This is a genomic window from Bradyrhizobium sp. SZCCHNRI1009, from assembly GCF_032487575.1.
Taxonomy (GTDB): domain Bacteria; phylum Pseudomonadota; class Alphaproteobacteria; order Rhizobiales; family Xanthobacteraceae; genus Bradyrhizobium.
The window spans coordinates 48,017-60,195 of the sequence record NZ_JAUEUL010000013.1; the positions used below are offsets into that span (position 1 = coordinate 48,017).

Here is a 12,179-nt window from a genome sequence, read left to right on the forward strand (position 1 = left end):
AAGCCCGGCTTGCGCCGGGCTTTTTTGTTGGCTGAAGGCAGAGCGCTGTCGGGGGCCCGGCGCTTCTGCTATTTGGCGACCCGCAGCTTCGACAATGCGGTGCCGATCGAGTTGAACGTGGTCACGATCTGGCTCGAACTCGTCAGCATGTAGAATTTGTCGGGACTGCTGGCGCAGTTCTGCAGCACGGTCGAGGTCGGGTCGGCGGGCGAGCTCGTGTTCACCTGGATCGTGTAGATCGTGTACATCGCGTTGCCCTTCGAATCCTTGGTGTTCTTCAGGTTCGAGCAGAGCAGGGCCTGGCGCGCGTCGATCGGGTTGCCCGAGGCTTGCGACGAGCCGTTGCCGTATTCGGGCCAGCGGTCCTCGGTGTTCAGGCCGTCCGACAGCAGGATGATGACGCGATTATAGGTGGTGTTGACGTCCTCCGCCGGCGCGCCCAGCACGCCGTTCGGAATCAGCGACTGCACGGCCCAGGCAAGTCCGATCGCCTGGTTGGTGCCGCCGGTCGGCTGCATGGCGTTGACGGCGCTCTTCAGCGAGCTCCAGCTGTAGCTGAGCGGCACGATCTCCGCGAGTTTCGTCGAGGCCGTGCTGCTGCAGTACTGGATGTTGTTCTCCATGTGCTGGTTGGCCGGGAACAGCGTCGTCACGTCGGAGGTCGCCGGCGACACGGCATTCGCGTCGTTCGGCTGGGTGCGGTCGGCGACGCATCCGGTCCAGGTGCTCTTGGTGTTGGCGACCCAGGTGTGGGTGAAGGTGTTGACCTTGCACACCGTGCTGGATCCGCTTCCCGTGCAGCTGCACGTGTTGTTCGGAAGATTGCTGCCGCTGGTCGGGCAGCTGCAATAGCTGCCGGTGCACCAGTTCACCCGCGTGCTGGTCTGAACGCTGTTCCAGCAGCCATTGTAGTAGCTGTGCGAGGCTGAATCATAGCCCGGGCAGACGTAGCCGGTGTAGCTCCCGCTCGACGGAATCCTCGAGGCGCTCGAACTCCCGGTCGCCGGGTCGCTGGTGCAGGAGAAGTAGGGAAAGCCGTTGCCGGACTTGAACGGACAGGAGGATCCCGGTCCCACCATGTCCCATTGCGATTGCGTGTAGCTGCCGTTCGGGATTGCGGCCTGATAGGAACCATTGGCAGGCTGGATCGTGGGCGGATTCTGCCAGTCGGTCCAGTCGATCCAGTCCTTGGCGTAATTGCTGGCGCCGACGTTGACGACCTTGGCGAATGGAACGACCGAGATGTAGACGTCGCCCGGGGTCTTGGCCAGCGCGCTGAGCTGGTCGATCAGCCCGCCGCTGCCGGCCACGGCGTTCTGCAGCGCGGACATCTTGCCGCTGGACGCCATCGAGCCGGTATTGTCGAGCGCGAGCGCCACTCGCATCTTCACGTCGCCCCAGGTCGATGTCGTTTTGACGCCGAAGTCCATGGTCGGAAAGCCGGCAATCCTCATGAACTGGGTGACGATCTGGCCGGAGGCCGACAATTGGATGTTGGAGGCCGACGTTGTGGTCGAGGCGGTATAGCTGGCCGTCACGGTGACGTTCTGCGCGTCCGTGCTGGTGTAGAGCGCCTTGAAATAGGCGCTTGCCTTGGTTCCGATGTCGGTTGCGCTGATGGTGCCCTGCGCCAGGTCGCGCGACAGCATCAGCGAGGTGGCGTCGAGCGCAGCCTGCATCGACGACCGCGCGGCGTTCAGCCGGCTGTAGTCGACGCCTGCGCCGACGAAGGCCAGGATGGGGACGAGCGAGATGGCGAATAGCATGGAGATGTTGCCACCGCGGTCGCAGGCGAACCGTCGGACGGCGCGGCGGCAGAAACGAATGAAGGAGACATCGGTCATGTCGCTCACCAATTATGGTTTTCTGCAGGTGTTTTCGGTTCAGCTTCGTCAAGGCCGGGTAAATCGAAACCGCGAAACACCGGGCCAATGCCCGCAGCCTGGCGCCGCGCCCGCAACCGAGCTGGTTCCCTGTCAATGCCCGCTGAATGGGCTTTGTAAAATGCGACCGGTTTGATTAACCTTGCGCCTCATCGCCGGGGCAGGGAATCGGTCCTGCCGGAGCGTCGGTCCGTCCTGGGCCTGCGCTTGCGGCAAACCGGTCGCTGACCCATATTCCTGGTGTCGGTCCGACCGGACCGGTCGGCTGGGACAGGCGATCTGGAAAGCAGGACCGGGTGGCGGAAAGCGGCCCGGCAGGGGACAGGTCGGGGCGCCCCTTATGAGAGCAACCCTCCGAGGGAAACTCTTTATTGGGAGCCTCGCAGCCATATCTAACGCGTGCAAGATGTCGCAGCCAACTTCCAGATTGAACCGATCCGCGCCCAGGATGAGCAATAACGACAACAAGTCCGGTGGCACCGGTGGCCCGGTCACGTCCGTGATCACCAAGGTCAAGCCGAAGACCAAGCGCCCCAACCTCTACCGCGTCCTGATCCTGAACGACGATTACACGCCGATGGAATTCGTCGTTCACGTCCTGGAGAAGTTCTTCAACAAGGACGTCGAGGCCGCGACCAAGATCATGCTCCACGTGCACCATCACGGCATCGGGGAGTGCGGCGTCTTCACCTACGAGATCGCCGAGACCAAGGTGACGCAGGTGATGGACTTCGCCCGCAAGCACCAGCATCCGTTGCAGTGTGTGATGGAGAAGAAATAGCCGGCTCCCTCCGCGAAGAGAGCCGCCGACGCGCGCGTCTGCGAGCCAGGGGGGCGGGGGCTCCGGCTGCTCGGGGGGCTGCCCGACTGATCGCCGCGAATCGGCGTCGGACGAAGGATCCTCGAAGGCCGCAGATTGCTGCAGACGAGGTCAGCGCGATCCGGCAGGTTTCACGTTTCGCCCGAAGAATTACGGCCGCTCCGGTCCTTATCTCTTCCCGCTCGGCGGCCTGCGACGTTCGGTTGGCGCAAGCCCGATTTGCCGCAATGGGAACGGGTTTTGCATTGACGATCCGGTGAACCCGTAATCGAGCGGCTCGGCCGGTCTTTTGTCGCACTCGGTTATAACTATATTTGACGAAGGTTGTTGTTGCCTGACCGGGCGGCGGCGATCATGATGGCAAGGGGCCACAGAGGACGCGCATGCCGACTTTTTCTCAAAGCCTTGAACAATCCCTGCATCGTGCGCTGGCGATCGCCAACGAGCGTCATCATCAATACGCGACACTGGAACATCTCCTTCTGTCCTTGATCGATGACAGCGATGCCGCGGCCGTGATGCGCGCATGCAGCGTCGACCTCGACAAGCTGCGCGGCAGTCTCGTGAACTACCTCGAAACCGAGTTCGAAAATCTGGTCACCGACGGCAGCGACGACGCCAAGCCGACCGCAGGTTTCCAGCGTGTGATCCAGCGCGCCGTGATTCACGTTCAGTCGTCGGGCCGCGAAGAGGTCACCGGCGCCAACGTGCTGATCGCGATCTTCGCCGAGCGTGAGAGCCACGCCGCGTACTTCCTGCAGGAGCAGGACATGACGCGCTACGATGCCGTGAACTACATCAGCCACGGCATCGCCAAGCGTCCTGGTGTCTCCGAAGCGCGCCCGGTTCGTGGCGTCGACGAGGAGACCGAAGCCAAGGGCAACGAGGACTCCAAGAAAAAGGGCGAGGCGCTGGAAACCTATTGCGTCAATCTCAACAAGAAGGCGCGTGACGGCAAGATCGATCCGGTGATCGGCCGCAACTCCGAGATCAACCGCGCCATCCAGGTGCTGTGCCGGCGCCAGAAGAACAACCCGCTGTTCGTCGGCGAAGCCGGCGTCGGCAAGACGGCGATCGCCGAGGGCCTCGCCAAGCGCATCGTCGACAGCGAAGTTCCCGAGGTGCTGTCGGCCGCGACCGTGTTCTCGCTCGACATGGGCACCTTGCTCGCGGGCACGCGCTATCGCGGCGACTTCGAGGAGCGCCTGAAGCAGGTGCTGAAGGAGCTCGAGGCGCATCCGAACGCGATCCTGTTCATCGACGAGATCCACACCGTGATCGGTGCCGGTGCGACGTCGGGCGGCGCGATGGATGCGTCCAACCTGCTCAAGCCGGCGCTGGCCTCGGGCTCGATCCGCTGCATGGGCTCGACGACCTACAAGGAGTATCGCCAGCATTTCGAGAAGGACCGTGCGCTGGTGCGCCGGTTCCAGAAGATCGACGTCAACGAGCCGTCGGTCGAGGATGCGATCGCGATCCTGAAGGGGCTGAAGCCGTACTTCGAGGACTATCACCGGCTGAAATACACCAACGAGGCCATCGAGGCCGCGGTGCAGCTGTCGTCGCGCTACATCCATGACCGCAAGCTGCCGGACAAGGCGATCGACGTGATCGACGAATCCGGTGCGGCGCAGATGCTGCTGGCCGAGAACAAGCGCAAGAAGACGATCGGCATCAAGGAGATCGAGACCACGATCGCCACGATGGCGCGGATCCCGCCGAAGAGCGTGTCGAAGGACGATGCCGAGGTGCTCAAGCATCTCGAGCAGACCCTCAAGCGCGTGGTGTTCGGCCAGGACAAGGCGATCGACTCGCTGTCGGCCTCGATCAAGCTGGCGCGGGCCGGCCTGCGCGAGCCGGAGAAGCCGATCGGCTGCTACCTGTTCTCGGGTCCGACCGGCGTCGGCAAGACCGAGGTCGCCAAGCAGCTCGCGTCGACCCTCGGCGTCGAGCTGCTGCGCTTCGACATGTCGGAGTACATGGAGCGGCACACGGTGTCGCGCCTGATCGGCGCGCCTCCCGGCTATGTCGGCTTCGACCAGGGCGGCCTCCTGACCGATGGCGTCGACCAGCATCCGCATTGCGTGGTGCTGCTGGACGAGATCGAGAAGGCGCATCCGGATCTCTACAATGTGCTGCTGCAGATCATGGATCACGGCCGGCTCACCGACCACAACGGCAAGCAGGTCAACTTCCGCAACGTGATCCTGATCATGACCACGAATGCAGGCGCGGCCGACATGGCCAAGCAGGCGTTCGGCTTCCATCGCTCGAAGCGGGAAGGTGACGATCACGAGGCGATCAACCGGCAGTTCGCGCCGGAATTCCGCAACCGGCTCGACTCCATCGTCTCGTTCGCGCACCTCAACGTCGAGGTGATCGGAATGGTCGTCGAGAAGTTCGTGCTGCAGCTCGAGGCCCAGCTCGCCGATCGCGACGTCACGATCGAGCTGTCGGAGCCGGCGAAGAGCTGGCTGATCCAGCACGGCTATGACGAGCAGATGGGCGCGCGGCCGATGGGCCGCGTGATCCAGGAGCACATCAAGAAGCCGCTTGCTGATGAGGTGCTGTTCGGCAAGCTGAAGGGCGGCGGCCACGTCCGCGTCGTGCTCGTCAAGGACGAGTCCGGCGTCGAGGAGAAGATCGGCTTCGAGTTCGTCGAGGGCCCGGTCACGCCGAAGTCCGAAGTTCCGGCGGCGCGCAAGCGCAAGCCGAAATCCGGCGGCGGCTCGAAGGGGCCGGCGCCGAAGGGACCGCTGGTCAAGGCGTAAGCCTGACGCGACGAGATGAGTACGAAAGGCCGGCCGTCGCGCCGGCCTTTTTCGTTGACGGGAGGTGCTTTGATGCGACGTCCGGCTCAGGCCGGCTTGACGAAGAAATACACCGTCAGGCCGCAGCCGACGGCGATGATGAAGCGGCGCACATGGGCCGGCGGGATGATCTGGCTGAGCCGCGCGCCGACGAAGCCGCCGACCATGGCAGCGCCCATCATCGTCAGCGTCTCCAGCCAATGCACGCGGCCCGAGAACGCAAAGATGGCGGAGGCCGTCATATTCATGAGCGCGGCGAGCAGCACCTTCATGCCGTTCATGGCGCGGATGTCGCGCAGGCCATAGAACACCAGCGCGGCCAGCATCAGGATGCCGATGCCGCCGCCGAAATAGCCGCCATAGATCGCGATCACGAACTGCACCGCCTGGATGGTCCGCGGCCCGAACCAGCGCGCGCCATCCTTCGGCGTAAAGCGCATGCCGAATGCGAACACCATCGTGGCGAACAGCAACAGCCAGGGCACCAGCCGGCTGAAGGCGGCCGACGGTGTGACCAGGAGCAGCACGGCGCCGAGCGTGCCGCCGAGCAGGCTGATGATCGACAGCCGCACGAGGTCGTGACGCCACGGCGCCTTTGCGTCGTTCAAGATCTCACGGGAGGCCCAGGCGCTGACGAACTGGCCGGGGCACAGCGCGACGGTGCTGGAGGCGTTGGCGTCGATGGCCGGGATGCCGGCCGCAAGCAGCGTCGGGAAGGTCAGGAACGCGCCGCCGCCGGCCAGCGCATTGACGATACCCGAGCCGAAGGCGGCGAGGGCGAGCAGGGCCAGCATCGTCCAGTCCGTCATCGCTGTCGCTACTCGCCCTTCAGCCGCTGGCCGTCCTGGACGCGGACGCGCTCGGCGCCGCGGGCGCCGGCCGGCGACAGCCTGAGCATGCTCAGGAATGCGCCGACCAGCGCGAAACCGACGCCGGTCAAGAGTGACAGCCGCGTGCCGTCGGTCGTGTCGATCGCCAGGAACATCGCGACCAGGGCTGCGCCCGTGGTCTGGCCGAGCAGCCGCGCCGTCCCGAGCATGCCGCTGGCGCCGCCCGCGCGCTCGCGCGGGGCGGCCGCGATCATCGTGCGGTTGTTGGGCGTCTGAAACAGCCCGAAGCCGCAGCCCGCCAGCGCCATGCGCCAGACGACGTCCCATGCCGACGGCTCGCGCGGCAGCAGGCCGAGCGCACCGAGCCCGCAGGCGAAGATCACCAATCCGATCCCACCAAGCAGGCCGGCCGGCACGCGCTCGACCAGCCGGCCCGCCAGTGGCGCGGTCAGGCCGACCGCGATCGGCCACGGCGTGATCAGGAGACCCATCTGCACCGGCGAATAGCCGAAATGGCTTTCGAGATAGAAGGGGATGGCGACGAAGGCGAGCATCTGGCCGCAGAACGACGAGATCGAGGTCGCAATCGACAGCGCGAACACCGGGATGCGCAAGAGGTCGAGCGGCAGCAGCGGCGAGGCCATGTGGGTCTGGCGCCAGACCAGCCACACGCCGGCCGTGATGGCGACGACGAACTCGATCGCGCAGGTCACCAGCGCCTCGCCATGGCCGAGGCTGTCCACGGCGGCGATCAGGAAGCCGAAGGCGACCGCGCTCAGCGCCGCGCTCTGCCAGTCGAACATGTGCGGGGCGCGCGGCGTATGCGGCAGGAAGCGGAAGCCGAAGACGAAGGTGACGATGCCGAGCGGCACGTTGATCGCGAACAGCCACGGCCAGCTGCCGACGGCGAGAATGCCGGCGGCGATGGTCGGACCGACCGCGGCGGACACTGCGACCACCATCGCATTGATGCCGATGCCGCGGCCGAGCAGAGCGTGCGGGTAGGTGAAACGTACCAGCGCCGAGTTGACGCTGAGGATGCCGGCGGCGCCAAAGCCCTGCAGGATGCGCGCGAGCGTCAGCAGCAGCAGGCTGTCGGCGAGCGCGCAGAACGCGGAGGCCGCCGTGAACAGCACGAGGCCGGTGAGATAGACCCGCCGATAGCCGATGATCTCGCCAAGCGAGGCCAGCGGCAGCAGCGAGATCGTGACCGCGAGCTGGTAGCCGTTGACGATCCAGATGGAGAACGCCGGGCTGGCGTTCAGGTCGCGGGCGATCGTCGGCAGCGCCACATTGGCGATGGCGCCGTCGACCACGGCCAGCACGATGCCGAGCGCGATCGTCACGATCGCCCAGGTGCGCTGCGGCAGCGGCAGTCCGTCGGCGTGCAGACCTGGGGTCGTCGGCGTCATCATGCGGGCTCCGGCCGCTGCCGCGCCGCGGACAATGGACGGGAACGGGCAACACGGCGGTACATATCCCGTTCCACGCCGGCGGAGCGCGCCGACGCGTCACCGCCGTTTGGGGCGGACCTGAATCGCCTTGAGATAGTTGGCCGCGGCTTCCGCCTCGGGCCGGTCGAACTGGAAGCTCGGCATGTCCTTGTGAATGGTCGACAGGCCGGCCTGCAGCCGCTGGGCGAAATCCTCGTCGTAGAGCTTGCTGTCACCGAAGGTCCTGAACGGGGGCGCGTCGGGGTGCGGGCTGGCGCCCGTGAGACCTACGGCATGGCATCGGCTGCAAAGGCTTTGCAAGAGCGCTTTTCCACGCTTCTGCTCGCTGTCCAGCGCATGGCTTGGGCCTGTGAGCAGGCACGTCAAAGCCAACCCAAGCCCTGCTCGCATGATCATGTCACGTTCACCCGACTTATCCGGCCTACCAGCGGCCGGTGGCCTTTCCATAGGCGTAAAGCCCGATCAGGCCAATGCTCACGATCGTCGAGCCGATCAGGATGATCAGATCCCAACGGGGAGGATCGTCATCATCCCGGTTCAACGTCAGCAGGGTAAACAGAGCCTTCAAGGCAAAACGGCGCATCGCAGATCCAGCCCGGCCGACCAGCGTATGCGACCGGCGCGTTGCAAGGGAGTTTCAAGGCAGTTTAGCGCTTCGAGGTGCTGCGCCGCCACTCGCGCGGCGACAGGCCGAACTGCTCGCGGAACACGCGGCCGAAATGCGAAAGGTCATTGAAGCCCCAGGAAAAGGCGATCTCGCTGATCTGACGATGCGCCAGCATCGGCGAGCCGAGATCGCGCCGGCACTGCTTGAGGCGCTCAGCCAGAACGAAACGCTGGAACGACGTCTCCTCGTCCGAGAACAGATCGTTGACGTAGCGCGTCGATAGCCCGAGCTCGCGTGCGATCTCCGGCAGCGAGAGGCCGGTGTCGGATAGCCGGCTCCGGATGTGCGCCTTGATCCGATAGAGCAGCGTCGCGCGATGGCTCGAGGCGGGCAGGGGCTGTGTGCGCAGCCGCTCGGCCAGGGTCATGGCGAGCAGGTCGGCGGCCTGGTTGGCGAGAGGTTCGGCATGCTCGGGGCCGATGTGCTCGGCGCGCTCGCAGAGCCTGACGATGAACTCATGGGTGAGGGGCTGGAGCGGGCTATCGGGGCCGAAGCTGATCGCCGTCACGGTCTCCGTCGGGCCGATCCGGCGCTGCAGCATCTCGCGCGGGAGCTTGAACACGATCTGCTTGAACGCGGCGTCGAACTGCAGCTCGTACGGGCGGGTCGTGTCGTAGATCGCGAACTCCCCGGGCCGGATCACGGTGTCGCGGCCATCCTGGACGACGCCGCCAACTCCCTCGCGCCCGAGCGCGACGAGGATGAAATCGGCATCCGCCCGGGAGATCCGCTGCGAGGTCCGGTGCACGCGCTGGCGGTCCGAGGCAACCTCGGAGCAGACGGCCCGTCCCAACGCGGTGTGGGTCACCGAGCCGCGAAACGCGCTGCCGAGATCGGACGTGCAATCGAGCCCGACATAGACGTCGCAGACGATGTCCTGCCACCGCGCCAGCCGGCGGTGGCCCGGGCTTTCGTCGGTGGTGAACAGGATCGGCATCGCTCCGTCTCCCCCTGCACCTGTGTCGGCTTGATCTGTGGCAGTGCAACAAATTCCGGGCCGGCGGGGCCCTTCGTCGCGGCCGCAGTCGAATGTTCGTTCCCTGGGAGACGAGCGCGAAAGCCGGCTGGCGTCAATAGTTGGCCCGGTCGCGGCGCCACCCCGCCGCGCGCAGGCATCAGGGAGCAGCAGCGATGGGACTGGCACATCCGAAATACAAGGTGGCGGTGGTGCAGGCGGCGCCGGCCTGGCTCGACCTGGACGGCTCGATCAAGAAGACCATCGCCCTGATCGAGGAGGCGGCCGACAAGGGCGCCAAGCTGATCGCGTTTCCGGAGGTCTTCATCCCCGGCTATCCCTGGCACATCTGGATGGACTCGCCGGCCTGGTGCATCGGGCGCGGCTTCGTGCAGCGCTATTTCGACAATTCGCTGGCCTATGACAGCCCGCAGGCCGAGTCGCTGCGCGCCGCGGTGCGCAAGGCCAGGCTGACGGCCGTGCTCGGCCTCTCCGAACGCGACGGCGGCAGCCTCTACATCGCGCAATGGCTGATCGGCCCGGATGGCGAGACCATCGCCAGGCGCCGCAAGCTGCGGCCGACCCATGCCGAGCGCACCGTCTACGGTGAGGGCGACGGCAGTGACCTTGCGGTGCATGATCGTCCCGACATCGGCCGGATCGGTGCGCTGTGCTGCTGGGAGCATCTGCAGCCGCTGTCGAAATACGCGATGTACGCGCAGAACGAGCAGGTGCATGTCGCGGCCTGGCCGAGCTTCTCGCTGTACGATCCGTTCGCGCCGGCGCTCGGCGCCGAGGTCAACAACGCCGCCTCGCGCGTCTATGCGGTCGAGGGCTCGTGCTTCGTGCTGGCGCCGTGCGCCACCGTCTCGCAGGCGATGATCGACGAACTGTGTGACCGGCCCGACAAGCACGCGCTGCTGCATGTCGGCGGTGGCCACGCCGCGATCTTTGGTCCGGATGGCTCTTCGCTCGCCGAGAAGCTGCCGCCGGAGCAGGAAGGCCTGCTGATCGCCGAGATCGATTTGGGCATGATCGGCATCGCCAAGAATGCCGCCGATCCGGCGGGGCACTATTCGCGCCCCGATGTGACCCGGCTGCTGCTCAACAAGAAGCCGCTCAACCGGGTCGAGCAGTTCGCGCTGCCGGTCGATGCGGTCGCTCCTGGCGAAGCGCAATCGGCGGCTGGCTGACAGGCCTGGCGAGCGGGCTAGGTCCCGGCCTCCGGTTGGGCCGGCGGCGGGGCCGACCGCCGCGGCGGCCGTTGCGCACGGCCTGCCGGTGCCGCCATGCGTGGCTGCAAGGTGACGATCACCGGGTTCGGCTTGTGGTCGGTCGCCGCGCCAGTCGCCGCGTCCACACCCATGCCGATCAGGCCGCCCGCCAGGATGTTGCCGGCGAAGCCGGCCGCGCCGGTCGCCGGGATGTCCTTGGTCAACGGGATGATCTGGGTCTCGTAGCCAGGCTTTTCGATGGTGACGGAGATGTCGGCATTGCGCTTGGCGACGAACGAGCAGGGAGTCGTGCAGGTCATCGGCGCTTCGAGACCGGCGACCGTGGCCTCGGCGCCGGACGGCGTCGACGCGACGCTGATCGTCTCGGTTGTACCCCGCGTCACGGACGCGCAACCTCCCAGCGCGGCGCACAGCGCCACCAACGCTACAACTCTCATTTGGTACTGCCCCCTTGAAACCCGGGGGAACTCAAGCGCAACTGGAGCGGGACGGCAAGCGCAATCAGCATTATCCGAAGAAATTCCCGGGCGAGTTTCGCCCGAGTGTGGCTTTCACACCTGCTTTCCACGAACCTGCCGCGCGATCGCCTTCTGCGCATCGAACTCGGCGCGCCGCCGCGCCAGCTCCTGCGGCGCGAGCATGGCGGGATTGCTGTAGTCGCGCTTCCAGCCGTGATCCTCGCTCCACTGCAAAGGCGATTGCACGGTCGTGCGTGCGGCTGGTGAACTCTCGAGGACACGTAAAGCCAAATCGAGCGTGAAGGCCTGCGAGGCCGCGTCGTGCGGCTTGCCGGCGGAATTGCCGAGCGGAAAATCCGAGAACAGGAAGCGCGGCGCGGCGGCGTGCTCGACGATGTCCTTGGCGCAGCCCATGACGACGGTCGCGACGCCGTTCGCTTCGAGATGCCGTGCCACCAGGCTCACCGTCTGGTGGCACACCGGACAGTTCGGCACCAGCACGACGGCGTCGATCGCGTCGGCGCGGCAGCGCGCGAGAATCTCCGGCGCATCGGTCTCGATCGTCACGCGGTGGCTGCGATTGGTCGGCGCGCCGAAGAAACGCGGTCCGACCGTGCCGATGCGGCCTTCACCTGCCAGCCTTAGGAGCTGTGGTAGCGGAAACCAGGTGCCGGCATCCTCGGCCGAGGTGTGCACGCGATCATAGGCGATGTGGGAAATGCGCAGGTCGTGCTGCGCCGACGTGTCGCCGTCATAGACGGAGTAGAACTTGGCGCCGCCATTGTAGGGCGCGCCGGGACCTTGATCGCCTTTGGCGGGATCGAAAGGCGCGGCCGTGGTGACGATGGTGACGCGCGACTGCGCGAGCGGCTTGCGCAGCGGCTGAAACGGCGCCGACGTGTAGTGGGCCCAGCGATAGGGCGTGTCATAGCCGATCGCCAGATAGTAGTCGCGCGTGCGCGCCATATAGGACAATGGCGCATCGCTGTCGGGCGCGAAGCCGAGTCTGTCGTCGGTCGGTGCGGTCATCCGTCGCGCTCCCTGCAGGACTTGGGGATTGCTAGCCG

Annotated in this window: 11 protein-coding genes; 3 read left to right on the top strand and 8 right to left on the bottom strand. The window is 65.9% G+C overall.

Translation table 11 applies throughout. From position 1 onward, the window contains the following. Positions 1–68 precede the first annotated feature (68 nt). Positions 69–1,844, bottom strand: a complete 1,776-nt coding sequence (locus QX010_RS21860) for a pilus assembly protein (RefSeq protein ID WP_315804136.1) — start codon at positions 1,842–1,844, stop codon at positions 69–71. A 487-nt stretch (positions 1,845–2,331) separates the two neighbouring features. Here QX010_RS21860 and clpS point away from each other — a divergent pair, with 487 nt between their 5' ends. After that, positions 2,332–2,664 carry an ATP-dependent Clp protease adapter ClpS gene (gene clpS / locus QX010_RS21865; protein WP_008960690.1) on the top strand — a complete coding sequence of 111 codons (333 nt, stop codon included), beginning with the start codon at positions 2,332–2,334 and terminating at the stop codon, positions 2,662–2,664. 422 nt (positions 2,665–3,086) lie between these two features. Then, positions 3,087–5,474, top strand: a complete 2,388-nt coding sequence (clpA, locus tag QX010_RS21870) for an ATP-dependent Clp protease ATP-binding subunit ClpA (RefSeq protein ID WP_315804135.1) — start codon at positions 3,087–3,089, stop codon at positions 5,472–5,474. 86 nt (positions 5,475–5,560) lie between these two features. On the opposite strand, the gene QX010_RS21875 is transcribed toward clpA, so the two are convergent. The 5 genes from QX010_RS21875 to QX010_RS21895 all read right to left on the bottom strand — a co-directional run bounded on the left by QX010_RS21875 (position 5,561) and on the right by QX010_RS21895 (position 9,401). Then, complete coding sequence (locus tag QX010_RS21875; protein WP_315804134.1) at positions 5,561–6,322, bottom strand: sulfite exporter TauE/SafE family protein; 762 nt, start codon at positions 6,320–6,322, stop codon at positions 5,561–5,563. Positions 6,323–6,330: 8 nt separating this feature from the next. Further along, entirely contained in the window at positions 6,331–7,755 is a 1,425-nt protein-coding gene (locus QX010_RS21880) for an MFS transporter (protein WP_316181822.1), read from the bottom strand. A gap of 99 nt (positions 7,756–7,854) precedes the next feature. Then, positions 7,855–8,193 carry a cytochrome c gene (locus tag QX010_RS21885; RefSeq protein ID WP_315804133.1) on the bottom strand — a complete coding sequence of 113 codons (339 nt, stop codon included), beginning with the start codon at positions 8,191–8,193 and terminating at the stop codon, positions 7,855–7,857. Positions 8,194–8,218: 25 nt separating this feature from the next. After that, the gene (locus QX010_RS21890; protein ID WP_315804132.1) at positions 8,219–8,380 is read right to left on the bottom strand and encodes a hypothetical protein; all 162 of its coding nucleotides are present in this window, start codon (positions 8,378–8,380) and stop codon (positions 8,219–8,221) included. 64 nt (positions 8,381–8,444) lie between these two features. After that, complete coding sequence (locus tag QX010_RS21895) at positions 8,445–9,401, bottom strand: helix-turn-helix domain-containing protein (RefSeq protein ID WP_316181824.1); 957 nt, start codon at positions 9,399–9,401, stop codon at positions 8,445–8,447. A gap of 194 nt (positions 9,402–9,595) precedes the next feature. Here QX010_RS21895 and QX010_RS21900 point away from each other — a divergent pair, with 194 nt between their 5' ends. After that, a complete protein-coding gene (locus QX010_RS21900) occupies positions 9,596–10,612 on the top strand; it encodes a carbon-nitrogen hydrolase family protein (protein ID WP_316181826.1) in 1,017 nt (338 codons plus the stop codon). 17 nt (positions 10,613–10,629) lie between these two features. Here the strand turns inward: QX010_RS21900 and QX010_RS21905 are convergent, their stop codons facing one another. Both QX010_RS21905 and QX010_RS21910 read right to left on the bottom strand, forming a co-directional pair. Further along, the gene (locus tag QX010_RS21905) at positions 10,630–11,091 is read right to left on the bottom strand and encodes a PEGA domain-containing protein (RefSeq protein ID WP_316181829.1); all 462 of its coding nucleotides are present in this window, start codon (positions 11,089–11,091) and stop codon (positions 10,630–10,632) included. A 114-nt stretch (positions 11,092–11,205) separates the two neighbouring features. Continuing rightward, the gene (locus tag QX010_RS21910; protein ID WP_316181830.1) at positions 11,206–12,141 is read right to left on the bottom strand and encodes a glycine reductase; all 936 of its coding nucleotides are present in this window, start codon (positions 12,139–12,141) and stop codon (positions 11,206–11,208) included. Between the last annotated feature and the right edge of the window lie 38 nt (positions 12,142–12,179).